This is a genomic window from Neorhizobium turbinariae, from assembly GCF_023223505.1.
Classification (GTDB): domain Bacteria; phylum Pseudomonadota; class Alphaproteobacteria; order Rhizobiales; family Rhizobiaceae; genus Neorhizobium; species Neorhizobium turbinariae.
The window spans coordinates 96,263-121,532 of record NZ_JALPRY010000010.1 but is presented as its reverse complement, the minus strand read 5'-3'; the positions used below and the strand labels follow the sequence as shown (position 1 = coordinate 121,532).

Here is a 25,270-nt window from a genome sequence, read left to right as displayed (position 1 = left end):
AACGGTAATGAACGACATCGTAATGCCGCCAATCGCCTCTCTCGAGGAGCCGCTCCCCGAGATCCTGATGCGGCTGGTGTCGGAGCTTCATGACGTCGCTTATCTCATCGAGCGCATTGAGCCCCAACTCCTGGAAATCGGCGGCGACGCGCTTCTTGGTTCGACGGACGCCATCAAGGTGCTCCAGGGCATCGACCTTGCGGTCCAGAAGACCCGCGGCATCGCCGAATTCATTGACACCATTACCGGTGCAATCCCGGATAACTGGGTGGTGGATGTGTCGACGGCGCTCAGCCTCGTGAAGCTCGCAGACATGCAAAAGGCGCTCGCAAGCGGGCACCGCCACGGCCATTCCCAGCCGCTCGGCAAGGCCGCCGGCGACTTCGACTTCTTCTGATTTTCTGGATGGCGCGCCCGCCGCGCCTGACGCCAACATCCACATTCGTCACCCCCGCATTTCTATCGAAACGCTCGCACAAGCTTCGTTTCCTAGAGGTGCCGGTGGGCGTAGGGCTCTGATACCTCGATTGACGATGTGGGAACAGAATGAATCTGTTGGCTCAATTTTCACAAGTAACTAAAAATCTGGCCGGTCTAGGCCAGACGAAACTTATTGCATTGGGCGCCGTCGGCGTCGTTTCGATAGCGATTGTTTTGGCAGCGGCGATTTTCGTCAACAAGCCGGCATACGAGACGCTTTACGTCAATCTCGAGTCATCCGATCTCAACCAGGTCAGCGTTGCGCTGGCGGAAGCCAACATGGCCTTCGAAGTTGGCTCGGACGGTTCAAGCATCCAGGTCCCGGTCGGCACCACCGGCAAGGCGCGACTGCTTCTTGCAGAACGCGGCCTGCCGAACAGCGCCAATGCCGGTTACGAACTCTTCGACAACGTCGGATCGCTCGGCCTCACCTCCTTCATGCAGGAAGTCACCCGCGTTCGCGCCCTTGAGGGTGAAATCGGTCGGTCGATCTCGCAGATCCAGGGCGTCTCCGCTGCCCGCGTTCACATCGTCATGCCCGACGTCGGCAACTTCCGCCGCGGCGAGCAGAAGCCCACCGCCTCCGTCATGATCCGCGCCAACGCCCAGGCCGGGCGCAAGGCCGCTTCGTCCATTCGACACCTCGTCGCCTCGGCCGTTCCGGGCCTTGAGGTCGATGACGTTACCATTCTCGATTCCACCGGCCAGCTTCTCGCGGCAGGCGACGAATACGGCGGCAGCCAGGCGAGCCGCTCGCTCTCCATCGTCCAGTCGGTCCAGCAGGAAATCGAAAGCAATATCGACAAGGCGCTCGCACCCTTCCTCGGCATGGATAACTTCCGGTCGAGCGTCACGGCTGCCTTGAACACCGACAGCCAGCAGATCCAGGAAACGGTCTTCGATCCGAACTCCCGTGTCGAGCGTTCGGTGCGCACCCTGAAGGAAGCGCAGAAGTCGCAGCAGACCAACAACGACAACGCCACCACCGTCGAGCAGAACGTGCCGCAGGCCGCTCCGACACCGGGTGGCGCCACGGGTCCGCAGCAGTCTGATCAGTCCGACAAGAAGGAAGAGCAGACCAACTACGAGATCAACCAGAAGACGGTCGCGACGACCCGCAACAGCTACCAGATCGAAAAGGTCTCCGTCGCCGTTGTCGTCAACAAGGGACGTCTCGCCCAGATGGTCGGCGAGCCGGCTGACCAGGCGAAGATCGATGCCTATCTTGCAGAAATGCAGAAGATCGTAACCTCGGCTGCAGGCATCAATTCCGAGCGCGGCGACGTGGTTACCTTGACGGCCATGGACTTTGTCGAAAGCCAGCTCCTGGAAGACGCTTCGAGCGGCCCTGGCCTGATGGAAGTCCTCAACCGGAATATCGGCGGCATCATCAACTCGCTTGCCTTCGTTGTGGTCGCCTTCCTGGTCGTCTGGCTCGGTGTACGTCCCCTGGTCCGCAGCGTCAGCGGCACCGCAGCCAACAGCGATGCGCTGGCCGATGGCGGCGGACTGGAACTGCCGGACTTCTCGCCTGCAACCGGTGCGCCTGCTCTCATGGATGGCTTCGGTTCCGACTTCGGCTTCGACAGCGCGGGCGACATGCTCGGAGGCGCCGACGACGATGGCTTCAACCGCCGTGTCAAGGAAGGTCCCGAGAAGCGCCTGGCCCGCATGGTGGAGATTTCCGAAGAGCGCGCCGCCAAGATCCTCCGTAAATGGGCACTGGAAAAAGCGGCCTGATAAGACTTCACGGAAATATGATCAGACAGGGTCGGCAGCTGCCGGCCCTACTTTTTTGTTGCACTGCCACATACTTGGCTTATTTCAGTGATTCGCGATTCGGCTGCTGATTGGCAACACTGGGCATTTAGTCCGTAAGACCAATGGTATTTGCGGTAGCCTTTTCTAAAATGACTATGATTCGCATGGTAAATCCGAGGGTCCGCGAGAGTAGGGTCTGTCGAACGATCATCAGCGGTAACACGAAACGGTTGTATCAATTGTAGCCGCTTTATGTTCGCAATTGGATCGTTCGGCATTTGGGATAGTTGTGCGTCGATCGAAACGGCTGTGAGCGTGCACTCAGATACCGCACGACACAGCAAGGAGCGGAAGACGGATGGAGTTGTCGGGGGTAGACAAAGCGGCAGTCGGGCGCATTCGCATGGAAGCGCCTGGTTCCCGGGTTCTCTCGAGAGAGCATTTGGTTCGGCGTTTGGCGGCAGTCGCAGGTTCAAACAACGTGCAGGCGGTCATGCGCCTACTGGCTGACTATGTAGGCGCCTCTCATTTTCTCCTGGCGCGGTACGACCTGATCCAGGAACAGGGCCTCGACTTCATCGTCACCTCCAATTGGCCCTTCGATCTTGTCCGCCGCTTGGGCTCCGAGCTCGCCAGCGGTTACGCTCGCTCCACCGAACTTGAAAAATGTCTCTCGCTGCTGACCCCAAGCTTCTCGCTGCTGCCGGACGATGTGACGCTTCCTGACGACATCAGCCGCCAATACTGTTCGCTGACCTTCTGCGTCGGCCGCGCCCGCTTCTCGCTGATGCTGCTGTTCCTCGAGGGCATCATCCTCTCCCAGGAGCGCCTGAAGGAAGTGGGGCTGCTTGCCGCCTATGGCACGAGCTTCGGCGACGAGACCGACAACCGCACCGAACGTGACTTCGAACTGACCGAGCGCGAACTGGAATGTCTCTTCTGGATCGCCGAAGGCAAGACCAGCGACGAGATCGCGGTCATCCTCGGCATCTCGCGCAACACCATCAACAACTACATCACGAGCGTGATGCGCAAGACTGCCACCAAGACACGCTCGGAAGCGATTGCCTACGCAGTCCGGAACAATCTGGTATAGGGGCTTAGACTTTTAATGAGTTATTCGCGGAGCGGTACGGCAGAGGGACCTGGGAGTATCCAGTATCTGCGTCTCCAGCGCGCTTCGAGCCGGTCAGACATCTTTCCCAAGCTGATCGCGATGCAGAAGAGCCTCAAGGCGCGCAACTTCGCCGTCTTTCGGATCGCCGGGGCAGGGCTGCCCAACAAGCGCAAGCTGGTCTGCGAACTGGACAACTGGGCGACAGGAACGCTGGAATCCGGGCAGCAACTGATCAACGCCTTTGGCGAAGTCATGCTCGACCACATTGAGCTGTCGCTTCTTCCCCTGATCTGGAATGGCTCCGAGAACACCGCCTTTGCGGAAGCCGGCGAGTTTTCGCCGCTCACGCGCCGCCTTGGCGCTGATGCGGTGCCGTTCTCCGGCGTTGCCTTCCCGGTGCGCCTCGGCGCGCTCGGCAACGGCTATGTGACGTTCCTAGCAACCACGCTGGATCTGAGCAGCGATGTCATCATCGACCAGCATGTGCGCAGCTGCCAGGTGATGATGGACCTGCTGGCGCTCGACGAGCGACGCAGCGTGCCGGCCGAGACGCTCAGCGAGCGCGAGATCGCCTGCCTGCAGCTTGCGGGCGACGGCCGCATCAGCGAAGAAATTGCCGAAAAGCTCGGCCTGTCGGTCCACACCGTCAACGCATATCTCGGATCAGCAACGATCAAACTGGACTCGGTCAACCGCATCCAGGCGATCGCCAAGGCGATCCGGCTCGGTTACATCCACTGATGATAGTAGGGTGGGGCGACGGCAGTTGTTACTGCGTTGCGCTCATCTTGACGAACTTGGCGTCCTGCAGCGTCTGCGCCAGGAACGCCGTGTTCTCATCCGGATCGTCGGACGGCTCATGGAAGGCGATATGGTCGATCTCGACGCCGGCAATCTGGTCGGCAAGCGTCAGGCGGGCATAAACGGAAACGCCGCGTGGCTTGATCTCGAGGTCGAGCGCGACCTCCGGCTTGCCGCCCCATTCCAGCTTGTATTCGCCGCCGGCGCCGAAGCTTACCGTGCCGGGGTGGAAATACAGTTCGGCTGCCGACGAAACGAGATCGGCAAGGCTGCTGTAGCATTCCAGACGTAAGAGCGAGATAAGATCGCCTGCGTCGAGCAGGCGCAATTCTGTTGCCACCGGGCTGAGGGCCTTGGCGACGATTTCTTCACGTTCCGCGGAAAAGGCGCTTTTCATCATGACGCTCAGCGTGTCCGTTTCTGGCGCGATCGGGCTGCGTAGACCCGATGCACGAGTTCTGCCACCGCCTTGTAGAAGGCAGGTGGGATGACACTATCCACCGAGACTTGCGCAAACATGGAGCGGGCGAGTGGCGGATCTTCAAAAACGGGTATTCCGTTGCTTTCTGCAATCTCGCGGATCTTGAGCGCGATGAGGTCCTGACCCTTGGCAACAACCACCGGAGCGTCGTTTTCCTCGCGCACATAACGCAGCGCCACCGCATAGTGCGTCGGGTTTGCGATGACGAGCGTGGCGCGCGGCACGTTGTTGATCATGCGGCGGCGGGCGCGATCGCGGGCGACCGACTTCTGGCGCGACTTGACGACCGGGTCACCCTGGGACTGCTTGTATTCGTCCTTGACCTCCTGCTTGGTCATCTTCAGCTGCTGGTACCAGTGGTATCGCGTCCACATGACGTCGGCCACGGCCAGCAGGCCGGCGGCCAGAATCACCACGACTACCATCTTGCGAACGATGCCGTCGAGCTTGACGAAGATCACCTGTGGATCGGACAGCATGGCCTCGATCGCCGCGAAATATTCGCTGCGAAGGGCGAAATACATGATCAGCGACACGACCAGGATCTTGAAGATCGACTTGCAGAATTCGATGAAGCCGGGAAGGCTGTAGATGCGCTTGAAGCCCTTCATGGGCGACAGGCGCGATGCCTGCGGCCGCACGCGTTCGAGCACCATGGACGGCATGTTCTGCGCGAAGGCGGATCCGAGGCCGAAGATGATGAAGATCGCCATCGGCGGCAGCAGAAAGGCGGAAATCGCCCAGCCGAGGTGGACGCTCAAGGAAACCACGTCGGTTGCGTTTTCAAGCCGCCACTGGTCCGGCTGCTCGAACAGGTCCTTCAGCGTCTCGGCCATTTTCGCCATGCCGGACGGCATGAAGAAGACGAGGAAGACATAGAAGGCGAGGATCGAGGCAAAAAGCGTCGCCTCTCGCGATAGCGGAACGTTACCCTTCTCCGCCGCGTCGGCCAGCTTTTTGGCGGTAGGGTTTTCTGTTTTACTGTCTTTATCGTCGTCAGCCACGTGCGGGCACCAATCGACCTTCGTGTTGGAGGACGTGGCACAACGAATCGGCCGCCGTTACACCCCCATGATAGCGAAACCGCCCGTAGCCGCGAATCGAGTCAACAAAAAGACTGTGGGTTTCGGGCCTTCGGGGGCGGAAGCGGCGTGCACAGGCGCCGGCCGAAACGAAAACGGAGCGGGACAAAGCCCGCTCCGTTCTCTTCCTCGTGCATTAACTTTTTTGATCAGGCCGCTTCGGCCGGCTTCTCTTCCTTGAGGATGATCTGGCCGGAGGTTGCAAGCCGGATGGCTTCCTGGGCAACCGCGCGGCGAGCCATGGCCACTTCGCGCGGGTTGAGGCTTGCCGGCTGGACGGCAAGGTCGCTTTCGATCATGCGGCGCTGGCGAGGGCTGATCGCCGAGAGCACACATTCCTTGATCTCTTCGCTCGCGCCACGCAGCGACATGGTAAGCACGTCGGCCGCCACGTCGTTGAGCAGCAGCACGCGGCTGCGCTGCGGCATGTAGAGGAGGTCTTCGAACAGGAAGATCTTCGGGCGAACCTTGTTGACGGCTTCCTTGCTGATCGTCTCGAGCGAGGTGAGCAAGGTATCGACCTGGCTCTTTTCCAGCTCGTTCATCAGTTCGGCAACCTTCGCGGAGCCGTTCGATGCGCGTTCCGCGTCGACCGCTGCCACCAGTTCCATCACGCGCTTCTCGATGATCTCGGCGGCCTTCGGGCTCACTTCCTTCATGTTGACGGCGCGGTTCATGATGTCGGCGCGGCGGTTGTCGGGAAGCTGCAGGAGAACCTTGGCGCCAAAGCTCGACGGCATCTGCGAGAGGATATAGGCGACCGTCTGGGGATGTTCGCGCGACAGGAACTGGCCAACGAAGACCGGGTCGGCTTCGCCGAGACGATCCCAGATGCTGGCTTCGTAGCTCTCGAACCCGGTGCGGCGACCAAGCAACCCGTCGACCTCTTCCGGCGTCAGGCCGGCTTCGAGAATGTCCTCGATGGCCGCGGCATTGTCCATGAGACCCGTTCCTTCGGTGAACAGATCCTCGAATTCATTCACGAGCTCGAGCAGCTCGTCCGGCGGGATTGATCTGAGCCCCTGAGCGCAGGCGATGATGTTTTGCAGTTCACTCTGGGTAAAATACTTGAGAAGCTTGCCAGCGACCCCCTTGCCCATGGCAAGGAGCACAGCCGCCGCTTTTTCGGCCTGCGACAGCGGCTTCGTTGAAAGCGCGCCGCCACCGAAATCCTCAAAGTCCATCATGGTCTTCCTTCTCCTGTCCCATACACCGGGATCAGGTTCTTCTCGTGCTCAGCACTTCCGTCAGTCTCACGCCAAAACGCGTGTCGTCATTTTCCAGTACGGTGATCTCGCCCTTGCCGATGCGGCGGCCGTTCACCATGATCTCGACAGGTTCACCGATCTTCTTGTCGAGGGAAATCGTTGCGCCTTCTTCCAGGCTCATCAGGCCGGAAACCTGCATGCGGCTGGTGCCCAGGACGATCTCGACATCGATCGGGATATCCATGATCAGGTCGAGATTGGCGTTCAGCGCGCTGCCCGGGGGCTGGTAGGAAGGTGCGGTGGCCGGCGCGCTGTTGAAGCTGCTGCCTGCGCCAAAATCGCTGCCGCCGAGGCTTGGCGAAGCGTCGAAGTTTTCGGCCGGAGCCTCGAAGCCGCCACCGAAGGAGCCCGCGTCGGCGGAGAAGTCGCCGGCCGGAGCTGCGTTGAAATCGGCATCGAAGGCCGGGGCATCGCCGGTGGCGTCAGCTTTCAACACGCCGCGCAGATCGTCGATTGCCTGATCCAGCTCGTTCTCATTGCCGAGCGGCATCAGCGAGTCGTCTTCGGTGAGAGGTGTCTTCTTCGTAGCCATGCGGTCATTATTCCTGTTGAAACTTGCGTCAGCCTGCCCTCGACGCCGATCCGAGAGCAGCCGGAAGCTGCCTTAGCCGATCAGGTGCTGCAGGATTTCGTCATCCGTGCTGATGTTGTCCTTGACGCGGACCATGTACTGCTCGCCGGCGCGGCCGAACTCGCAGGAATACATGTCACGGCCGTTGGCGCTGACCTGCACCTTGACGTCGCCCCGGTCCTGGAAGGCGATGACGTCGCCCGCGGCGAGCCGCGAAATGGTGCCAAGCGTCAGGTTCTGGAGCCGGATGCGGGCTTCCAGTGTGACTTGCGAGCGCTTTACCTGGTCCTGCACGCGATCCGTCCATTCCTGTTGGGTCTTTGCCGGCTGGTTCTTCGCCTTTGGCGCTTCAACCTTCGTCTTGAGGAAGGCGCGCTGCGGGATCACCAGTGCGAAATTGGATTTGATCGAGCCGAAGCCGAGCGTCATGCGGATTGCCACGCCGAATTCCGGCCGTGCCAGATCATCGGCCTTCGGACGATCTTCGGCATTGTAGGGACGCTCCAGGCTTGCTTCGAAACCGCCCGGCGCATTGACGCCGGAGCGAAGCACGCTGGCGATCCGGTCGAAGACCATGACAGCAAGGTCGAGCTCGATAGCGGACAGCGGGCGATCTTCCGGTTGGGAGATGTTGCCAGGTGCGGCGCCGAGCATCAGTTCCATCAGCGCAATGATGAAGCTGCTGCCGCAGGCAAGCACGAAGTTGGGCGACCAGTTGCGCAGGGCGCCGTCCGTCAGCACGAAGTTGTCGCCGAGGTCGGCCACCAGGTCTTCCATCAGGCCGGAGGTGCAGCCGGCATAGGCGCATTCGATACGGATGCCGGTCTCGCTGTGGAAGACGTCCGGCAGGAATTCGGAATAGAGCTGGGCGAAGTCGCCGCTGATCCGCTCCACCGTACGCTTGTCACCCAGGCCACCGGTGAGCTTTGCGAGAAGCGCGAGGTCCATTCCGGGTGCGCCCGTTTGAATTGCCTGATTCATCATGATCATGCTGCCTTTTCACCACCAGGATTCATCATTTCCTGCTCGACCGAGTCGATCGAGGGTCGTTCCTTGTTGGAAATCGTCTTGCGTCCGTATTCGAGCGCGACCTGCGGTACAGAGCCGTTCATGTAGGCGAGCAGGGTCTGCTTGACGATGATGAACAGGCGGTGCTGCTTGGTGCGCACGATCTTGATCTGCGAGGTCAGCGGGTTGCAGACCGAATAGGACAGGATGATGCCGAGCATGGTGCCGACGAGCGCGGCGCCGATGAGAGCGCCGAGAACCTCAGGCGACTCGTTGATCTTGCCCATGGCCTTGATGACGCCGAGAACGGCCGCGACGATACCGATGGCCGGGAAGCTGTCGCCCATCGCGGTGATCGCGTGGTACGGCTTCATCTTGTCGGCAAACATCGTGTCGAGCTCTTCGTCCATCAGCGCCTCGATCTCGTGGGAGCGGGCGTTGCCGATGATGATGAGGCGGACATAGTCGCAGATGAACGCCGTGAGTTCCTTGTTCTTCAGAACGGTCGGGGCCGTCTGGAAGATCGAGGATTCATCCGGGTTGTCGATATGCGCTTCGATCTCGTTGCGGGACTTGGTGCGAAGGTCGCGCATCAGCGAATACAGGACGCCGAGAACGTCCAGGTAATGGCGTTCCTTCGGCACCGCATACTTGAAGGCTTCGCCCAGTGCCTTGCCGGAATCCTTCACCACCTTCATCGGGTTGGCCATGATGAAGCCGCCGAGACCCGCACCGCCGATGATCACCAGCTCGTAGGGCTGGAACAGGACGTCCAGATGACCGCCCATCGCCATGAAGCCGCCGAGAATACAGCCAACGGTGATGACAAATCCAATAACAATATTCATCGCGTACCTGTGCCCGATCGTGTTCGTTGTTTCGGGAAATACGGGCTCTGGCTTGCGTGAGGCTGATTGTCGGACCTCATTGGCGGCATCGGTAAAGGGCCAGCCTCGCACAAGTCTTCACACATAGCTTCCGCGACGATTGGGGACCGGATTGCCGGTTGCCGGGCGCTGTCCGCCGCTTCCGCGGACCTTGGGTGAGCTAGAAGTGATCACGACCTATACAAGTTACACGATGATCAGCCGCGACCTTCCGAAGTCGCTGGCGCGGGTCGCCGAGAAACCGGATGTAGCGCGCGAGACCGAGTACTATCTGTCGAAGATCGGCTCGATCAAGACCATCGACGACTTCATGGCCGACACGCGCATTTATAACTATGCGCTGAAGGCACACGGTCTTGAAGACATGGCTTATGCCAAGGCCTTCGTCCGCAAGGTGCTGACGGAAGGCGTCGATGACGATGCCGACTTCGCCAAAAAGCTTTCCGATCCGCGTTACAAGTCGCTGGTCGAGTCGCTGAACTTTGCTGCTTTCGGCGCGGCCGCGACGAGCTTCGACAAGGCCCAGAAGGCGGTCGTCGAGAAGTTCCAGCGCCAGACGCTCGAAGAAGAAGCCGGCGCCGAAAACATGGGCGTGCGCCTGGCGCTTTATTTCGAGCGCACCGCTCCCACCATCAAGTCCGGCATGGAAATCCTCGCCGACGATGCGCTTGCCGAAGTCGTGCGTACCGCACTCGGCATGCCGAGCGAGATCGCCGGCGCCGACATCGACCGCCAGGCAAAATACATCGAGGAAGTCGTCAACATCCCCGATTTCCAGGATCCGAAGAAGGTCGCCAAGTTCCTCGAGCGCTTTGCAGCGATGTGGGAAATGAACAATCCATCGGACAACTACGATCCGCTGGCTGCCTTCAACGCTCCGTCGAACGGCATTTCGACGGACCTTCTCATTTCCATCAACAAACTGAAACTCGGAGGCAAATGATATGCAATCCGGACTTTATGTCGGCGTGTCATCCCAGATTGCGCTCGAGCGTCGCCTGAACACCATCGCCGACAACATGGCGAACATGAACACCGTTGGCTTCCGTGCCACGGAAGTGAAATTCGACGAGGTGCTGAGCAAGACGCGTAACGACCTCAACGCAAAGGTCGCCTTCGTCACCCAGGGCAACGACTATCTTTCAACCCGCACCGGGCAGCTGCAGCAGACCGGCAACCCGCTCGACTTCGCCATCAAGGGCGAGGCGTTCTTCGCGATCGACACGCCGGTTGGCCAGGTTCTCACTCGCGACGGCCGCTTCACGATCGACGAGAACGGCCAGCTGCGCTCTATTCGCGGTTATGCCGTGATGGATGCCGGCGGTGCGCCGATCCAGCTCAACCGCGACGCCGGCCCGCCGACCATCGGCGCTGACGGCATCATCCTGCAGAACGGCCAGCCGGTCGCGACGCTTGGCCTCTTCACGGCCGACATCACCAAGGGCTTCATCCGCTACGAGAACGAAGGGGTCATCCCCGTCGATAACCCGCAGCCGGTTGTGGAAGGCATCGAGAACTCGATCGCCCAGGGTTATGTCGAGCAGTCGAACGTCAATGGCATCAGCGAGATGACGCAGCTTATCCAGGTCAATCGCGCCTTCGAGAGCATCTCGGCTCTGATGCGCGACAGCGAGTCCGCGCTCAACGAAGCCATCCGGACCCTTGGCGGTTCCAACTAGGCGTAAGGACGTGAGCCCACCATGATGGAAGCGGCTATCCTCAATGCGGTCAACGGCGGAAAGCTGGCACAGCTCGCGACACTTGCGAAGCATTATGCCGATCCCGCCGTCTCGGTGGCCTATGGCGGCCATGTCCGGGCGATCGCAGCCGGTCACTATACCGTGGCCGGCCTTTCCAAGCATGTACGGCTTGGTGAATTCGTGGCGCATCGGAGCGCCTCGGGCATTCACCTCGGCGAGGTCGTGCGCGTCGAGCAGGACGTGGTCTATGTTTGCCCGATCGAACCGGGCGAACCGATCGGCATCGGCGACACCGTGATCCGCAAGGGTGCGTTCCGGGTCGCCCCGGATGAAAGCTGGTGTGGCCGCGTCATCAATTCGCTCGGCGAGCCGATCGACGGCAAGGGAGCGATTGGTCGTGGGCTTCATCCGCGCCCGATTGCGGCGACTGCGCCGCCGTCCATGACCCGCAGCCGCGTCGAGACCGGGTTCAAGACCGGCGTTCGTGCCATCGATATCTTCTCGCCGCTTTGCCTCGGTCAGCGTCTTGGCATTTTCGCAGGTTCGGGCGTCGGCAAGTCGACGCTCCTGTCGATGCTGGCGCGCGCTGACGCCTTCGACAAGGTGGTGATCGCGCTTGTCGGCGAACGTGGCCGCGAAGTGCGCGAATTCATCGAGGATACGCTTGGGGAAGACATGGCGAAGTCGATCGCCGTGGTTGCCACCAGCGATGAAAGCCCGATGCTGCGCAAGATGGCGCCGCTGGTCGCGATCTCGATCGCAGAACATTTCCGTGACCAGGGCCAGAACGTCCTGTTCATCGCCGACAGCGTGACGCGTTTTGCCCACGCCATCCGCGAAGTGGCCGTCGCATCCGGCGAGCCGCCGATCGCGCGGGGTTATCCGGCCTCGGTCTTCACGGAACTGCCGCGGCTCCTGGAGCGGGCAGGGCCGGGCGTCGAGGGTGCCGGGACGATCACCGCGATCATCTCGATCCTCGTCGACGGCGACAACCACAACGATCCGATCGCCGACTCCGTTCGCGGCATTCTGGACGGGCACCTGGTGCTCGATCGTTCGCTGGCGGAAGAAGGGCGTTATCCGCCGATCAACCCGCTCGCCTCGATTTCGCGTCTCGCCCGCAAGGCCTGGACCGACGACCAGGAAAAGCTGGTGTCGCGGCTGAAGGCGCTCGTCCACCGCTACGAGGAAACGCGCGACCTGCGCCTCATCGGTGGTTACCGCCCGGGCAGCGATCCGGATCTCGACATGGCGATCAAGCAGGTACCGATCATCTACGAGGTCCTGAAGCAGACGCCGGGCGAGCGCCCTTCAGCAGATGCCTATGGAGATCTCGCCAATGCCCTCCGCGCTGCGGCAGGGCAGGGCGGCATGCAGCCGGGTGCAGCGAGAAGATAGGAACATGAGCGTGGAACAGTCCGAAGACAAGATTGCAGCTCACAAGCCCGAAGCGAGCACCTCGCGCCTCAGCGACACGCTGCTTGCGGCAACCGGCGTGGCGCTGGCCGCAGCTGCGGCGTTCTTTCCCTGGTATGTCTTCCTCAACGAAGACAAGTTCGGTATCCGTCCGGAAGCCATGGACCGCACCCGCGACCTGCCGCCCGGCAATGGCCGCCCGGTGGTCAGCGTTTCGCCGCTTGCCATGACCGACAGCACCAAGGACGATCGTCCGACCGCGCCCGATCCGATGGACGAGCTCACCACGGCGACGACCTCGGCGCTCGGCAAGGCACGCGACAACGGTGCCTTCCGGGAAGAACAACCGTTTCCCGGCAAGAGCGAATTCCGCCTCCTGCACGTCGCAAACGGCCGTGCGCTCATCGAAGACGGCTCCGGCATGTATATGGTTCAGGTGGGCTCGATCCTGCCTGACAACAGCAAGCTCGCAACGCTCGAGCAACGCGACGGTCGCTGGGTGATCATTACTTCGACGGGCCAGCTTTACACCGAAAACGGCGCTGCAAGCCCGTAAGTCCGACGCAAGGTTACGAGGCTACTCTCCAGTCAAATGATGGAGAAAGCATATGTCCTCGATTGAACTCTTTGCTCTGGCCGGTCGTCAAGCTCAGTGGCTATCGGTTCGTCAGGAGGTCGTGGCGGGCAACATCGCCAATGCCAACACCCCGAAATTCAAGGCCAAGGATGTAACGCCCTTCGACGCGGTTCTGGACAAGACCCAGAACATGGCGATGGCGCGCACGCATCCGGGCCACATCGCCGCAAACTCGATGAGCGACGAAATCGACATCAAGGAGTCGAAGCTCAACCAGGAAATCGGCGTACAGGAATCGGGCAACACCGTCTCGCTCACCGCAGAGATGACCAAGACGGGCGAAATCAAGCGTCAATACGAATTAGGTGCAGGTCTCGTGAAGTCGTTTCACAGCATGATGCTGCTGACAGTCAGAAGGTAAGAAGCAAATGGATCCGCTTTCAGCCGCTTCCAAGATTGCAGGCTCCGGCCTGGAAGCGCAGGCCACCCGCCTGCGTATCGTCTCGGAAAACATCGCCAACGCCCGCTCCACGGGCGACACGCCAGGCGCCGACCCCTACCGTCGCAAGACGATCACCTTCGGGTCCGAGCTCGACCGGGCAAGCGGTGTCGATCTCGTCGAGGTCAAGAAGCTCGGCGAAGACAAGTCGAAGTTCATCGAGGAATACGACCCGGCTCATCCGGCGGCCGATGAACGCGGCATGGTCAAGGTGCCGAACGTCAACATGCTCATCGAGATGGCCGACATGCGGGAAGCCAACCGCTCCTACGAAGCCAATCTCCAAACCATCAAGCAGACGCGCGAACTCGTGGCTGCAACGATTGACCTGCTGAAGGCGGCACAATGATTAACCGGATCCAAAGCATCGCTTCGCTCACCGGCTCCAACGGTGTCGATCAGATCGGCAAGACGGCAAGCTCCATCATGGGCACACCGGGTGCGACGCCCGGCCAGGCTCCTGGCATGGATTTCGCCACCGTTCTCGGCAACATGGCGACCGACACGATGACGAGCCTGAAGGGCGCCGAAGCAATGTCCTTCAAGGCCATCCAGGGCAAGGCCAACACGCGCGAAGTCGTGGACGCCGTTCTTGAGGCCCAGCAGTCGCTCCAGACGGCAACCGCGCTCCGCGACAAGATCGTCTCCGCCTATCTCGATATCACGAAGATGCAAATTTAGAGTTTGAGGACGAAGACATGAGAGCGCTTTCCGTCGCAGCCACGGGCATGGAAGCCCAGCAGACCAATCTCGAGGTCATCGCGAACAACATCGCCAACATCAACACGACCGGTTTCAAGCGCGCCCGCGCCGAGTTTTCCGATCTGCTCTACCAGACCGAACGTGCCGGCGGCGTGCCGAACCGTGCCAACCAGGCGATCGTGCCGGAAGGTGCCAATATCGGTCTCGGTGTGCAGACCTCGGCGGTCCGCAACATCCACACCCAGGGTGAGCTGACGCACACGGAAAACGACCTCGATGTCGCAATCGTGGGCCGTGGCTGGTACCAGATCCAGACCCCGGACGGGCAGACGCTCTATAGCCGCGCCGGCACCTTCAACAAGAATGCCGAAGGCCAGATGGTAACGATCGACGGTTACGCCGTCGTTCCGAACATCACCTTCCCGGCTGATGTCAGCGAAACCAAAATCACCCGCACCGGCCAGGTCATGGTCCGTATCGGCAACGATCCGGACTTCACCGAAATCGGTCAGCTGACGATCGCCAACTTCGTCAACGAAGCCGGTTTGAAGCCGCTCGGCGACAACCTGTTCCAGCAGACGGCCGCCTCTGGCGAGCCGATCGTGGCGGCTCCGGAAGATCCGGGCTTCGGTTACCTGAAGCAGGGATACCTGGAAGGTTCCAACGTCGATGCGGTGCGCGAGATCACGGACCTGATCTCTGCCCAGCGCGCCTACGAGATGAACTCCAAGGTCATCACCACCGCAGATGAGATGGCTTCGATCGTCAGCAAGAACCTGAAGTAAGACCAGGAGACAGGCAGACATGATGTTTCGCCGGATGAACATGATTGGTGCGGGCGCGGCACGACTGCTGATGGCAGCGTTGGTCGCCGCCGCGTCCTTCGCACCGGCCGCCGCGCAGATGCGCACCGCGGTTGTTCCGACCCAAACCATCTATCCCGGCGAGGAAATCATGCCGGGCATGGTGCAGGAGGTCGAGGTGACCAATCCCCACCTCACCGGCGACTACACCACCAAGACGCGCCAGGTCGTCGGCATGGTGGCCAAGCGCACGCTCTTGCCGGGTCGCACCGTCCCGGTCTCTGCCCTGCGCGAAGCCTTCGCCGTCACCCGCGGCAAGGCGGTCCGGCTGATGTTCACCGTCGGCAGCATGACGATCTCGGCGCAGGGCGCGCCGCTGGAAAACGCGGCGGTGGGTGATCTCATCCGCGTGCGCAACATCGATTCCGGAGTGACGGTCAGCGGCACCGTCATGGCGGATGGCTCAGTACAAGTGGTGGCAAAATGAAGAAGAACTGCTTCATGGCAGCAATCGCGCTCGTGGGCGCCTTGCTTGCGACTGCCCCGGCCGTCGGCCAGACAAATTCCGTATCAGCACGCATCAAAGATATTGCCTCGCTGCAGGCTGGTCGTGAAAACCAGCTGATCGGCTACGGCCTGGTCGTGGGTCTGCAGGGCTCGGGCGACAGCCTGCGGTCCTCGCCGTTCACCGACCAGTCCATGCGGGCGATGCTGCAAAACCTCGGCATCTCCACCCAGGGCAGCCAGTCCAACGCCAAGAACGTCGCGGCGGTCATGGTCACGGCAAACCTGCCGCCGTTCGCAAGCCCCGGCAGCCGCATCGACGTGACGGTGAGCTCGCTCGGGGACGCCACTTCGCTGCGCGGCGGCACGCTTGTGATGACGTCGCTCTCGGGCGCCGACGGCCAGATCTACGCCGTTGCCCAGGGCGCGCTCGTCGTGTCGGGCTTCTCGGCGCAGGGCCAGGCGGCAACGCTCACCGAGGGCGTCACCACCTCGGCGCGCGTTCCGAACGGCGCGATCATCGAGCGCGAGCTGCCCTCGAAGTTCAAGGACTCGGTCAACCTCGTCCTGCAACTGCGCAACCCCGACTTTTCGACGGCGGTTCGCGTATCGGACACCGTCAACAGTTTTGCGAAGCGCCGCTACGGCGGACCGATTGCCGAAGCGCGTGACAGCCAGGAAGTGGTGGTCCAGAAGCCACGCAGTGCGGATCTGGCGCGCCTGATGGCCGAACTCGAAAACCTCGTCGTCGAAGCCGATACCCCGGCCAAGGTCGTCATCAACGAGCGCACGGGTACGATTGTCATCGGTGCGGACGTGAAGATTTCCCGCGTTGCCGTCAGCTACGGCACGCTCACCGTCCAGGTTACCGAAACGCCTCAAATCATCCAGCCGGAGCCATTCTCGCGCGGCGAAACTGCGGTTCAGCCCCAGACCGACATCATGGCGATGAAGGACGGCGGCCAGGTTGCCATCCTCAACGGACCGGACCTGCGCACCCTCGTTGCCGGCCTCAACGGCATCGGCGTGAAGCCCGATGGCATCATCGCCATCCTCCAGGGCATCAAGTCTGCCGGCGCCCTTCAAGCGGAGCTCGTCCTGCAATGACCGAGACCTTGTTCACCATTTCCATCACCAAGCGGATGGCGCGCCGCGTACTTGCTGCCGCAGCTGTCCTGACCGTTGTCAGCCAGGTTGGCGCCCAGCAGCCGGCGACCGTCTCGGAAACCTCGACCGCGGACGAAATCCAGAAGTTCTGCACCAACATCGCAGACGCCGCGCGCGACCAGCGTTACCTGCTGCAGAAGCAGGAGCTCGACCAGTTGCAGGCCGATGTCGATCAGCGCATCAAGACGCTTGAAGAGCGTACCGCCGAATACCAGGACTGGCTGAAGCGCCGGAACGACTTCCTGGCACGCGCAGAGGCAGGGCTCGTCGATATCTACAAGACCATGAAGCCGGATGCCGCAGCACCCGCGCTTGCCGAAATGAAGCTCGATGTCGCAGCGGCAATCATCATGCAGCTTCCGGCACGCCAGTCGGCCCTGTTCCTGAGCGAGATGGACCCGCAGAAGGCGGGCATGATCTCCACCATCATCTCCAGCGCTTCCGATCCCAATACGTCGAAAGCACGTACTCCTGATTCCGCGAAAGTACCCTCATGACGAAGCGCATTTCCGCCGTTACGGCTGTTCTTTTTCTGGCAGGCTGCCAGAGCCAGACGATCAAGGAGATCGGTAACGCACCGTCGATGAGCCCGATCGGCAGCGGCCTGCAATATGCGCAGACGACGCAGATGTCTTCCTATCCGAAGCAGCCGCGCCAGCTGGCGAGCGGCTATTCACTGTGGAGCGACAGCCAGGCGGCGCTCTTCAAGGACAGCCGTGCATTGAACGTCGGCGATATTCTCACCGTCGACATCAAGATCAATGACAAGGCCTCGTTCGATAACGAAACCGAGCGCAACCGCAAGAATTCGACCAGCCTCACCTGGGGCCTGAACCTGTCGAACCTGTTTGGCTGGACGCCGGAAGCCGGAACCACGGGCGACCTCGGCCACGATTCGAGCAGCGAATCGGAAGGCAAGGGCAAGACCAAGCGTTCCGAGACCCTGAAGCTTCTCGTGGCGGCCGTCGTCACCGGCATCCTCGAAAACGGCAACCTGCTGATCAGCGGTTCGCAGGAAGTTCGCGTCAACCACGAGATCCGCATCCTGAACGTCGCCGGTATCGTGCGGCCGCAGGACGTCGACTCGCAGAATATGATCTCCTACGACAAGATCGCCGAAGCCCGTATCTCCTACGGCGGACGCGGTCGCCTGACAGAGGTCCAGCAGCCTCCGGTTGGCCAGCAGGTCGTGGATCTCTTCGCGCCCTTCTGATGAAGCGCGAAGACCTCTTGCTAGTGAAGGCTTGATTGAGCATGGCGGACGAAGCACAGACAGCCGAAGGCGGCGCCAAGAAAAAGGCCGGCATCATGTTGATCGCAGGCGTCGGCATCCTGACGCTTGTCGGCGCCGGTGGTGGCTGGGTTGTCGGCGGCATGATTGCGCCGAAGGAGCCTGCGGCGACCGCCGAGCATGAAGAGGCCGCGGCCGGTGCGCATGGCGAAGCCGGCAAGAAGGATGAAGGCCTCCCGCATATCTCGACGCCCGCTAGTGGCGTCGTGATGCTGGAGCCGATCACCACCAACTTAGCCTATCCTTCCGAAAACTGGGTTCGCCTGGAAGTGGCGCTTGCCTTCAAGGGCCAGCCGGAAATGCCGCTGGCCGAGAGCATCCACCAGGACATCCTGGCTTACATGCGCACGGTCTCCCTGCAGCAGATCGAGGGGCCGCGCGGCTTCCAGTATCTGCGCGACGACATCCAGGAGCGCGTCGACCTGCGCTCGCAGGGCAAGGTCGCCAAAGTGATGCTGCGGACCTTCGTGATCGAATAGGCCGCAACGCCTGCCGCTGGGGCGGCAAGGGCACACCGGGAAAGCTTCCTGTTCAAGAATGGCACACGGACAAGATCCTGGTGTTGACCTTCGTTCGCGCCGGGGCGTATCGAGGGCGATGTCCACCATGGTCCTGATTTGATGATTCGGCTGATCTTTGCCCTTGTCGCCTTTGCGTTCCTGCCAGATCTGGCGGCGGCGCAGCAGTCGCCGGCCGATCTTCTGAACCTGCCGGTCGATGGATCTGCAGCGGCCTGGATCATCCGGACCTTCGGTCTTCTGACCGTCCTTTCGGTGGCGCCCGGCATCCTGATCATGGTCACGAGCTTTCCGCGCTTCGTGATCGCCTTCTCCATCCTGCGCTCCGGCATGGGCCTGGCCTCGGCGCCTTCCAACCTGATCCTCATCTCGATGGCGCTGTTCATGACCTTCTATGTCATGTCGCCAACCTTCGACCGGGCCTGGAACGAAGGCGTGCAACCGCTGCTGCAGAACCAGATCACCGAAGCGGAAGCCGTGCAGCGGATCGCCGAACCCTTCCGCGGTTTCATGTCGGCCAACACCCGCGACCGCGACCTCCAGCTCTTTGTGGAGATCGCCCGCGAGCGCAACCAGTCAGTCGGCACGCCGGAAGCGATCGATTACCGGGTGCTGATCCCGGCTTTCATGCTGTCGGAAATCCGTCGCGGCTTTGAAATCGGCTTCCTGATCATCCTGCCGTTCCTGGTGATCGACATGATCGTCGCCGCCATCACCATGGCCATGGGCATGATGATGCTGCCGCCGACCTCGATTTCCCTGCCGTTCAAGATCCTGTTCTTCGTCCTGATTGATGGCTGGAATCTGCTCGTCGGAAGCCTGATCCGCTCGTTCGGGTAGCGTATATTTCGTTCAGATAATGTTCGTCAGGGGCTGAGGCGCAAGCTTTATGCAGGGTTGAGCCGCTAACAGAGCGACTGAACCTGAGAGAAAGCGCTCCATGAACAGTTCCGTGACAAAAACACTGTTGCCCGAGGTCCTCAACCTGGTCGGAGCCTCGACGTGTCTGCCTGACGCATTCAACATTGGACGCGTGCCATCGCAGGAAGCAGATGTTACCTTCGACATCAGCAACTTCAAACCAGGCGGAATGCTTTCAGTCGATAGCCGACGGTTTGGCTTCGTAGAGCTGACGGGCGGGAGCTTTCGCCGCATCGTGGCGCGCAATGTCTTCCAGCAGCTGAGCGACTTCGATGCGGCGATCGAAGCCTGCCTCTACCTGCTTCAGGATGGGGGCACGCTGGAAGTGACGGTGCCATACGACCTCTCGCTTGAAGCCTGGGGTGACCCATCCAATCGGCGCGCCTTCAATGAGCTGACCTTCCAGATGCTCTGTGCGCGGATGGCGGAGGACATGGACGCGGAGAGCCGTTTCGAGCTCGCGGCCTTGAACTTCATCCCGAGCGCCTTTGGCGTTGAACTCAGCAAGACTGGCATGGCGGCCGAACAGGTCGCGCGTCATCCGCGCGCCATCGCGGGTCTGTCGGCAGTGCTCCAGAAGGTCTCCACGTCCGAAGAACTGGATTCGGAGCCGGAGCAGGCTCCTGCAGCGCCGGTCCAACCAAACCCCGTAGCGGCGCCAGTCGCTGCTCATCCCGCACAGCCGATACGTGACCTGCGCCCATTTGCAGGCGGGTGGGAGAACCACAAGGACAAGCATTGCATCTGGGTTGTCTCACCTCCAGGCTACGTCCATTCGCAGGCCTTCGCGGAAGTCGCCTTCACGCTGCAATGTGCCTTCGAGGAAATGGGCGGTTCCGCTCCCGTTGTGACCTCGATGGAGGAGTTCAACGGACGCATCCCGATCGTATTCGGCGCCACGTTGTTGCCGGCCGAGGTCGCACGGCTGCTTCCGGCGGAATCGGTCATCGTGAACCTGGAACAGGTGCTGCCGGGCAGCGAGTGGATGAACAACCTGTATATCAGCATCATGCAGGCATTCCCGACTGTCGACTACTCCGAGCGCAACCGCAAGGAGATCGCTCGGCGTGGCCTCGATCATGTGCGGACGCTTGAGATCGGCTACAGCGATCGCCTGACGCGGATCGAGCATGCACCGGTGAAGGATATCGACGTCCTGTTCTACGGCTCGATGACCCAGCGCCGCGGTGAGCTTCTTGACGCGATGCGTGCTCAGGGCCTCAACGTGGTCCACCTGTTCGGGATCTATGGCGAGGAGCGCGATGCGGCGATCGGTCGGTCCAAGGTCGTCCTTAATGTCCAGCATTGCGAAAACGGCGTGTTCGAAATCGTGCGGGTGTCCTACCTGCTCGCCAACCGCATCTGCGTCCTGACGGAAGGGCGCCCCGGCGATCCGGAGATCGCGCCTTATCGGGGCGGGCTTGAAGTCGCGGCCTACGACGAACTCGTGAGCCGCTGTGTTGAACTCGTGGCCGATGAAGAGCGCCGGCAGAAGCTTGCGGAAGAAGGCTTCCGTCTCATGTCGAGCCGGCCTCAGTCGATGTTCCTGCGATCGCTGATCGACTCCATGGCCTACGCAAACTGAGTGCGGACTGATTTCCAACAGCTATGCGCAAGCTGTCTATGCAAGAAAATGCTAATTGACCTGATCTGAATAGGATAACCATCATGAACGCAATAGTCTCCCTGGAGGCAGGAGCTCTACCGCAACAGCATCCCGGCACTCACTACAATGAGGTGATCGCGAGGCTATCCGCGCTTCGCAACGTCAAACGCTATCTCGAAGTCGGCGTTCAGCGTGGCATTACGTTCAGCGGCGTGAAGGCAGAGATTGCCTTTGGCGTGGATCCGGAATTCATCGTCAACGCGAATGTGGCGGCGAACAAGAAGCAGACGCGCCTGTTCCAGATGACCAGCGACGAGTTTTTCCGGGACGTTGACGTCGTAGCAGAATTCGGCGGCCATCCGGACATGTGCTTCCTGGACGGGATGCACCTCTTCGAATACTTGCTGCGCGACTTCTACAACACCGAGCGGATCAGCAGCCGCAACACGCTGATCTGCCTCCATGACTGCCTGCCGCTGAATCACATCATGGCCCACCGGAGCATGGACTTCGCGAACCAGAACAGCGCTCATACGGCCTATCCCGGCTGGTGGACCGGTGACGTCTGGAAGATCGTGCCGATCCTGCAGAAATATCGTCCGGACCTTCGTGTGATGCTTGTCGATGCGCCGCCGACCGGTCTTGTCTTCGTGACCAACCTCGACCCGCAGAACACGGTGCTGCGGGACAACTACCTGGATATCGTGCGCGATTACTTCACGCAGCCGAACGACCAGGAAGCCATCGTCAGTCACTACCGCAGCAACAACGTCTTCCAGACGGACGCGGTTCTGGCCGACATGAATCACAGCCTGTTCTTCAACACGTAAGGCTGCTTCGGTCGATTAGATCGTCACACAAACGAAAATAGCGCCCGCGAGGGCGCTATTTTTTGCTTTGGCGCTAGGGATTAGCGGAAGAGCGTCAGGATGTTCTGCGCTTCGCTGTTGGCGATCGACAGGGCCTGTACACCGAGCTGCTGCTGCGTCTGCAGAGCCTTGAGGCGGGTCGACTCTTCGTTCATGTCAGCGTCAACCAGCTTGCCAACACCCGTCTGGATCGAGTCAGACAGATCTTCAACAAAGGCCTTCTGCAGCTCGATGCGCTTGTTGACGGCACCAATGTCGGCAGCGGCGTTGGTCATTTCCTTCAGCGCAGACTCGGTCGCAGCCAGGGAGATGGAAAGCAGGTCGGCACCCATCGTGCTGATGTCGAGGCTGATGACGCTGCTTGTCGCCGTAACGGACGCGGTTGCACCGGCCGAATTGGTATAGGTGACCGCATGGTGCTTGGTCAGGATGCCTGCATTCGTTAGGTTGGTGGTACCGGTCTGGGCGATCAGCGACGAGCTGCCGGTGTTGTATTCCAGCGTCGTCAGGCTGATGGCGCCGGAGTTGTCGCGGTTGAACGAACCAACGATGGCCTGGGTGCCGACAGTGTTGTTGCCGGTCTGGTGGTAGACCCAGTTCTGGCCCGAGAAGGCAGCAGACTTGGCGATCGAGATCAGCTGGTCCTGCAGCTGGTCGATTTCCTTCTGGACCTTGGACTTGTCGACGCCCGGCTGGGAAGCTGCGGTGATCTTCTGCTTGATCTCGTCAACAACGGAAATGGAATTTTCGATTGCAGTATAGGCGACGTCGGTGATGGCTGCACCGAGGCCGAGAGCGTCCTTGACGGTGCTCAGCGCCTTGTTGTCCGAACGCATGGTGGTTGCGATCGACCAGTAGGCGGCGTTGTCGGATGCGTTTTCGACCTTGTAACCGGAGGAGATCCTGCTTTGCGTCCGTTCCATGTCCTGACCAATGGTCCGGAGCGTGGAAAGGGCGGCCATGGCCGAATTATTAGTAAGAATACTTGTCATGCGCAGTCCCTTTTTGAAAACGAATTACTGATGGGACATGCCGGATTTACGCACCGGCAGTGACTATAGGCATCATGCCTTGCTGGTGATTGCTAACCTCGCCTCGTCATCTATGGTTAATATGAACCATAATTGTTGATAAATATTTAAGCATAAATTTTAAGTTGCGTTGGCTGAAGCAACGTCTATGGCAGCAGCCAAAGCGAATAGAAGACCAGCCTGCCACAAGTTTTAGCCGGTAAAGCACTGCCTGACTGCATGTCGTCATGCCGAAACCGGAGTCCGATAGTGTCCCAGAACCCTCTCTTCAGCGCAGCCAAGAAAAGCTTCAGGCGGGGTGAATACACCGAAACGCTGACTGTCCTGAACAAGCTCTTGGACATGCAGGCCGATGCCGCAACCTATTGCCTTCTGGCCAAGACGCTGGCATGCCTGGATATGAAGCGGGAAGCAGCGCACGCCTACCAGCTCGCTGCGGAAGCCGGCGGCAAGGAAGAGTTTGCCTATCGCGAAGAGGCGATGAAGCTCTGGTACGAGCTGAACGAGTTTGACAATGCGCTTGCCGTCGGGCGTCCGCTTGCCGAAAAGGCTCAGCGGGACGCAAACCTTGCCTTCTACATCGCCTCCTGCTTCCTGCACAAAAAGGACAAGGACATCGTCCGCGTCTACATCAAGGTGCTGGCGGAAAGCGACAACTCCAAGCACAACAGCCTGGCGGTCCTGCTTCTGACCAACATGCCGGAAGACGCGCGCGACCGGCAGATCATGCGGCTCCTGCTGAAGCGTTATCCGCAGAGCACCTTCCTCATCCAGTCCTACCTCGTGACCTGCCGCGAAGTAAACGACTACGACGGCATGGCGAAATATCAGCCTGTACTGGATCGTCTTCTCGAGATGGGCGATCTGAAGTTCCTCAAGCACGAGTCGCCATTCTATAACCTGCACTGGTTGCCGGACGAGGCGATCAACAAGATTGTCGCGCATGACCCGGCAGCGGTACCGGAGAGCCACACCCGCGAGCGCCGCCAGATGCCCCACACGTGGGGCAAGCGCATTCGTGTCGGTTATGTGTCGAGCGACTTCTGGTCAGCGCATGCGACCATGAAGCTGGTGCGTGGCGTGCTGGAGCATCACGACCGCGAGAAGTTCGACATCACCTTGTTCTGCTACACCGATAAGGTTTATGTCGAGCCGGACGAGATCCGCGAGAAATGGGGCAAGATCGTCAACATCCGGGACATGTCGATCGAAGAGGCGGCGCAGACCATCCGCGACCACGAAATCGACATCCTCGTCGACCTGAAGGGCCAGACCAGGTTCAGCCGCTCGACGATCCTCAACCACAAGGCAGCCCCGATCCATGTCGCATGGCTCGGTTTCCCCGGAACGACCGTCAACATCGACCTCGATTACGTAATCGGCGACCACTACGTGCTGCCGGATGAGTCAAAGCCACATTATTGGGAAAAGTTCGTCCGTCTGCCGGAATGCTACCAGCCGAACGACCCGATCTACCGTCCGAAGATGATCCCGCTGACCCGCAAGGATGCGAACCTGCCGGAAGACATGTTCGTCTTCGCCTCGCTGAATGCGAGCCGCAAGATCTCGACCGAGAACATCGAGCTGTGGATCCGGATCCTCAAGGCTACGCCTGACAGCATGATCTGGGTCCTGTGCACGAGCAACGAAGCACACGACAATATCATCAAGAAGATCACGAGCGCTGGCATCAACCGGAAGCGTATCAAGTTCACGCCGCTCGTCAGCTACGAAGAGCATGTCTCCCGCATGGGACTGGCGGACCTCGGCCTCGATACCTTCCCGGTCAACGGCCATACGACCACCTCCGAGCAGCTTTGGGCAAATCTCCCGGTGCTGACGAAGAAGGGCAATCACTTCGCGTCGCGCGTCAGCGAAAGCCTGCTGAATGCGATCGGCTTGCCGGAACTGGTTGCCGAGTCCGAAGAAGCCTACTTCCAGAAGGCAGTCGCGCTTTACGAGAACCGCGAGTTGATCAAGAGCTACAAGGAGCGCCTGGTCGAGAACAAGCGCATCAAGCCGCTGTTCGACCATGACCGCTTCCGTCAGCATCTCGAGAAAGCCTACGAGATGATGGTCGATCGTGCGCGCCAGAACCTGGAGCCTGACCACATCGACGTCCCGGTCCTGCCGCCTCGGACCGAACCATTTTTTGTGTCTGAGTAATCAGGAATTTTCAGCAGTCATCAGGGCTGCTCAACACAATGGCG

Annotated in this window: 28 protein-coding genes; 21 read left to right on the top strand and 7 right to left on the bottom strand. The window is 60.5% G+C overall.

What is annotated here, in order from left to right; all coding sequences use genetic code 11:
• Window positions 1–7: 7 nt before the first annotated feature.
• From cheT to visR, 4 genes are all read left to right on the top strand, one after another.
• Window positions 8–397, top strand: a complete 390-nt coding sequence (gene cheT, locus M0654_RS09210; RefSeq protein ID WP_118848679.1) for a chemotaxis protein CheT — start codon at window positions 8–10, stop codon at window positions 395–397.
• A 149-nt stretch (window positions 398–546) separates the two neighbouring features.
• Window positions 547–2,220 carry a flagellar basal-body MS-ring/collar protein FliF gene (gene fliF, locus M0654_RS09205; RefSeq protein ID WP_118848680.1) on the top strand — a complete coding sequence of 558 codons (1,674 nt, stop codon included), beginning with the start codon at window positions 547–549 and terminating at the stop codon, window positions 2,218–2,220.
• A gap of 424 nt (window positions 2,221–2,644) precedes the next feature.
• Complete coding sequence (visN, locus tag M0654_RS09200) at window positions 2,645–3,337, top strand: transcriptional regulator VisN (protein ID WP_245450370.1); 693 nt, start codon at window positions 2,645–2,647, stop codon at window positions 3,335–3,337.
• A gap of 15 nt (window positions 3,338–3,352) precedes the next feature.
• Window positions 3,353–4,099, top strand: a complete 747-nt coding sequence (gene visR, locus M0654_RS09195) for a transcriptional regulator VisR (RefSeq protein ID WP_248682831.1) — start codon at window positions 3,353–3,355, stop codon at window positions 4,097–4,099.
• Between the two features lie 28 nt (window positions 4,100–4,127).
• On the opposite strand, the gene M0654_RS09190 is transcribed toward visR, so the two are convergent.
• From M0654_RS09190 to motA, 6 genes are all read right to left on the bottom strand, one after another.
• On the bottom strand, window positions 4,128–4,559 hold the full coding sequence (locus M0654_RS09190; protein ID WP_248682830.1) for a hypothetical protein: 432 nt from the start codon (window positions 4,557–4,559) through the stop codon (window positions 4,128–4,130).
• Between the two features lie 5 nt (window positions 4,560–4,564).
• The gene (flhB, locus tag M0654_RS09185) at window positions 4,565–5,644 is read right to left on the bottom strand and encodes a flagellar biosynthesis protein FlhB (RefSeq protein WP_248682829.1); all 1,080 of its coding nucleotides are present in this window, start codon (window positions 5,642–5,644) and stop codon (window positions 4,565–4,567) included.
• Window positions 5,645–5,871: 227 nt separating this feature from the next.
• The gene (gene fliG, locus M0654_RS09180) at window positions 5,872–6,909 is read right to left on the bottom strand and encodes a flagellar motor switch protein FliG (RefSeq protein ID WP_118848685.1); all 1,038 of its coding nucleotides are present in this window, start codon (window positions 6,907–6,909) and stop codon (window positions 5,872–5,874) included.
• A gap of 31 nt (window positions 6,910–6,940) precedes the next feature.
• Entirely contained in the window at window positions 6,941–7,522 is a 582-nt protein-coding gene (gene fliN, locus M0654_RS09175; protein ID WP_248682828.1) for a flagellar motor switch protein FliN, read from the bottom strand.
• A 72-nt stretch (window positions 7,523–7,594) separates the two neighbouring features.
• Window positions 7,595–8,551, bottom strand: a complete 957-nt coding sequence (locus M0654_RS09170; RefSeq protein ID WP_248682827.1) for a FliM/FliN family flagellar motor switch protein — start codon at window positions 8,549–8,551, stop codon at window positions 7,595–7,597.
• Window positions 8,548–9,417 carry a flagellar motor stator protein MotA gene (motA, locus tag M0654_RS09165; RefSeq protein WP_118848688.1) on the bottom strand — a complete coding sequence of 290 codons (870 nt, stop codon included), beginning with the start codon at window positions 9,415–9,417 and terminating at the stop codon, window positions 8,548–8,550. Before motA ends, M0654_RS09170 begins: the two co-directional genes overlap by 4 nt.
• A 205-nt stretch (window positions 9,418–9,622) precedes the next feature.
• On the opposite strand from motA, the gene M0654_RS09160 reads away from it, so the two are divergent.
• The 16 genes from M0654_RS09160 (at window position 9,623) to M0654_RS09085 (ending at window position 21,990) form a co-directional block, all read left to right on the top strand.
• Window positions 9,623–10,399, top strand: a complete 777-nt coding sequence (locus tag M0654_RS09160) for a DUF1217 domain-containing protein (RefSeq protein WP_248682826.1) — start codon at window positions 9,623–9,625, stop codon at window positions 10,397–10,399.
• 1 nt (window position 10,400) lies between these two features.
• Window positions 10,401–11,135, top strand: coding sequence for a flagellar basal-body rod protein FlgF (flgF, locus tag M0654_RS09155; RefSeq protein ID WP_118848690.1), 735 nt, complete (start codon window positions 10,401–10,403; stop codon window positions 11,133–11,135).
• A gap of 21 nt (window positions 11,136–11,156) precedes the next feature.
• Window positions 11,157–12,554: a flagellar protein export ATPase FliI gene (gene fliI, locus M0654_RS09150; protein ID WP_248682825.1), complete on the top strand. Its 1,398-nt coding sequence runs from the start codon at window positions 11,157–11,159 to the stop codon at window positions 12,552–12,554.
• 4 nt (window positions 12,555–12,558) lie between these two features.
• On the top strand, window positions 12,559–13,128 hold the full coding sequence (locus M0654_RS09145; protein WP_248682824.1) for a flagellar protein: 570 nt from the start codon (window positions 12,559–12,561) through the stop codon (window positions 13,126–13,128).
• 52 nt (window positions 13,129–13,180) lie between these two features.
• Window positions 13,181–13,570, top strand: a complete 390-nt coding sequence (gene flgB, locus M0654_RS09140; RefSeq protein WP_248682823.1) for a flagellar basal body rod protein FlgB — start codon at window positions 13,181–13,183, stop codon at window positions 13,568–13,570.
• Window positions 13,571–13,577: 7 nt separating this feature from the next.
• Window positions 13,578–13,997: a flagellar basal body rod protein FlgC gene (gene flgC, locus M0654_RS09135; RefSeq protein WP_118848694.1), complete on the top strand. Its 420-nt coding sequence runs from the start codon at window positions 13,578–13,580 to the stop codon at window positions 13,995–13,997.
• Window positions 13,994–14,329 (top strand): flagellar hook-basal body complex protein FliE, encoded by a 336-nt coding sequence (locus M0654_RS09130; RefSeq protein ID WP_248682822.1) that lies wholly within the window; start codon window positions 13,994–13,996, stop codon window positions 14,327–14,329. The genes flgC and M0654_RS09130 overlap by 4 nt, the downstream gene beginning before the upstream one ends.
• Before the next feature lie 17 nt (window positions 14,330–14,346).
• Window positions 14,347–15,135: a flagellar basal-body rod protein FlgG gene (gene flgG, locus M0654_RS09125; protein WP_118848696.1), complete on the top strand. Its 789-nt coding sequence runs from the start codon at window positions 14,347–14,349 to the stop codon at window positions 15,133–15,135.
• A 19-nt stretch (window positions 15,136–15,154) separates the two neighbouring features.
• Complete coding sequence (gene flgA / locus M0654_RS09120) at window positions 15,155–15,640, top strand: flagellar basal body P-ring formation chaperone FlgA (RefSeq protein WP_390919864.1); 486 nt, start codon at window positions 15,155–15,157, stop codon at window positions 15,638–15,640.
• Entirely contained in the window at window positions 15,637–16,764 is a 1,128-nt protein-coding gene (locus tag M0654_RS09115) for a flagellar basal body P-ring protein FlgI (RefSeq protein ID WP_199925178.1), read from the top strand. The genes flgA and M0654_RS09115 overlap by 4 nt, the downstream gene beginning before the upstream one ends.
• Window positions 16,761–17,321: a MotE family protein gene (locus tag M0654_RS09110; protein ID WP_248682821.1), complete on the top strand. Its 561-nt coding sequence runs from the start codon at window positions 16,761–16,763 to the stop codon at window positions 17,319–17,321. Before M0654_RS09115 ends, M0654_RS09110 begins: the two co-directional genes overlap by 4 nt.
• A complete protein-coding gene (flgH, locus tag M0654_RS09105) occupies window positions 17,318–18,037 on the top strand; it encodes a flagellar basal body L-ring protein FlgH (protein ID WP_118848699.1) in 720 nt (239 codons plus the stop codon). The genes M0654_RS09110 and flgH overlap by 4 nt, the downstream gene beginning before the upstream one ends.
• 41 nt (window positions 18,038–18,078) lie before the next feature.
• A complete protein-coding gene (locus M0654_RS09100; RefSeq protein WP_248682820.1) occupies window positions 18,079–18,594 on the top strand; it encodes a flagellar basal body-associated FliL family protein in 516 nt (171 codons plus the stop codon).
• Between the two features lie 141 nt (window positions 18,595–18,735).
• Entirely contained in the window at window positions 18,736–19,473 is a 738-nt protein-coding gene (fliP, locus tag M0654_RS09095) for a flagellar type III secretion system pore protein FliP (RefSeq protein WP_248682819.1), read from the top strand.
• A gap of 100 nt (window positions 19,474–19,573) precedes the next feature.
• Window positions 19,574–21,139 (top strand): glycosyltransferase, encoded by a 1,566-nt coding sequence (locus tag M0654_RS09090; protein ID WP_248682818.1) that lies wholly within the window; start codon window positions 19,574–19,576, stop codon window positions 21,137–21,139.
• 83 nt (window positions 21,140–21,222) lie between these two features.
• A complete protein-coding gene (locus M0654_RS09085) occupies window positions 21,223–21,990 on the top strand; it encodes a class I SAM-dependent methyltransferase (protein WP_150132677.1) in 768 nt (255 codons plus the stop codon).
• An 80-nt stretch (window positions 21,991–22,070) separates the two neighbouring features.
• Here the strand turns inward: M0654_RS09085 and M0654_RS09080 are convergent, their stop codons facing one another.
• Entirely contained in the window at window positions 22,071–23,021 is a 951-nt protein-coding gene (locus tag M0654_RS09080) for a flagellin N-terminal helical domain-containing protein (RefSeq protein WP_248682817.1), read from the bottom strand.
• A gap of 288 nt (window positions 23,022–23,309) precedes the next feature.
• On the opposite strand from M0654_RS09080, the gene M0654_RS09075 reads away from it, so the two are divergent.
• The gene (locus M0654_RS09075) at window positions 23,310–25,226 is read left to right on the top strand and encodes an O-linked N-acetylglucosamine transferase, SPINDLY family protein (protein WP_248682816.1); all 1,917 of its coding nucleotides are present in this window, start codon (window positions 23,310–23,312) and stop codon (window positions 25,224–25,226) included.
• Window positions 25,227–25,270 lie beyond the last annotated feature (44 nt).

Bases quoted from the DNA above. Each gene is read 5' to 3' on its own strand.
- cheT (WP_118848679.1), top strand. From the start codon at position 8: ATGAACGACATCGTAATGCCGCCAATCGCCTCTCTCGAGGAGCCGCTC.
- fliF (WP_118848680.1), top strand. From the start codon at position 547: ATGAATCTGTTGGCTCAATTTTCACAAGTAACTAAAAATCTGGCCGGT.
- visN (WP_245450370.1), top strand. From the start codon at position 2,645: ATGGAAGCGCCTGGTTCCCGGGTTCTCTCGAGAGAGCATTTGGTTCGG.
- visR (WP_248682831.1), top strand. From the start codon at position 3,353: ATGAGTTATTCGCGGAGCGGTACGGCAGAGGGACCTGGGAGTATCCAG.
- M0654_RS09190 (WP_248682830.1), bottom strand. From the start codon at position 4,559: ATGATGAAAAGCGCCTTTTCCGCGGAACGTGAAGAAATCGTCGCCAAG.
- fliG (WP_118848685.1), bottom strand. From the start codon at position 6,909: ATGATGGACTTTGAGGATTTCGGTGGCGGCGCGCTTTCAACGAAGCCG.
- fliN (WP_248682828.1), bottom strand. From the start codon at position 7,522: ATGGCTACGAAGAAGACACCTCTCACCGAAGACGACTCGCTGATGCCG.
- M0654_RS09170 (WP_248682827.1), bottom strand. From the start codon at position 8,551: ATGATCATGATGAATCAGGCAATTCAAACGGGCGCACCCGGAATGGAC.
- motA (WP_118848688.1), bottom strand. From the start codon at position 9,417: ATGAATATTGTTATTGGATTTGTCATCACCGTTGGCTGTATTCTCGGC.
- flgF (WP_118848690.1), top strand. From the start codon at position 10,401: ATGCAATCCGGACTTTATGTCGGCGTGTCATCCCAGATTGCGCTCGAG.
- fliI (WP_248682825.1), top strand. From the start codon at position 11,157: ATGATGGAAGCGGCTATCCTCAATGCGGTCAACGGCGGAAAGCTGGCA.
- M0654_RS09145 (WP_248682824.1), top strand. From the start codon at position 12,559: ATGAGCGTGGAACAGTCCGAAGACAAGATTGCAGCTCACAAGCCCGAA.
- flgB (WP_248682823.1), top strand. From the start codon at position 13,181: ATGTCCTCGATTGAACTCTTTGCTCTGGCCGGTCGTCAAGCTCAGTGG.
- flgC (WP_118848694.1), top strand. From the start codon at position 13,578: ATGGATCCGCTTTCAGCCGCTTCCAAGATTGCAGGCTCCGGCCTGGAA.
- M0654_RS09130 (WP_248682822.1), top strand. From the start codon at position 13,994: ATGATTAACCGGATCCAAAGCATCGCTTCGCTCACCGGCTCCAACGGT.
- flgG (WP_118848696.1), top strand. From the start codon at position 14,347: ATGAGAGCGCTTTCCGTCGCAGCCACGGGCATGGAAGCCCAGCAGACC.
- flgA (WP_390919864.1), top strand. From the start codon at position 15,155: ATGATGTTTCGCCGGATGAACATGATTGGTGCGGGCGCGGCACGACTG.
- M0654_RS09115 (WP_199925178.1), top strand. From the start codon at position 15,637: ATGAAGAAGAACTGCTTCATGGCAGCAATCGCGCTCGTGGGCGCCTTG.
- M0654_RS09110 (WP_248682821.1), top strand. From the start codon at position 16,761: ATGACCGAGACCTTGTTCACCATTTCCATCACCAAGCGGATGGCGCGC.
- flgH (WP_118848699.1), top strand. From the start codon at position 17,318: ATGACGAAGCGCATTTCCGCCGTTACGGCTGTTCTTTTTCTGGCAGGC.
- M0654_RS09100 (WP_248682820.1), top strand. From the start codon at position 18,079: ATGGCGGACGAAGCACAGACAGCCGAAGGCGGCGCCAAGAAAAAGGCC.
- fliP (WP_248682819.1), top strand. From the start codon at position 18,736: ATGATTCGGCTGATCTTTGCCCTTGTCGCCTTTGCGTTCCTGCCAGAT.
- M0654_RS09090 (WP_248682818.1), top strand. From the start codon at position 19,574: ATGAACAGTTCCGTGACAAAAACACTGTTGCCCGAGGTCCTCAACCTG.
- M0654_RS09085 (WP_150132677.1), top strand. From the start codon at position 21,223: ATGAACGCAATAGTCTCCCTGGAGGCAGGAGCTCTACCGCAACAGCAT.
- M0654_RS09080 (WP_248682817.1), bottom strand. From the start codon at position 23,021: ATGACAAGTATTCTTACTAATAATTCGGCCATGGCCGCCCTTTCCACG.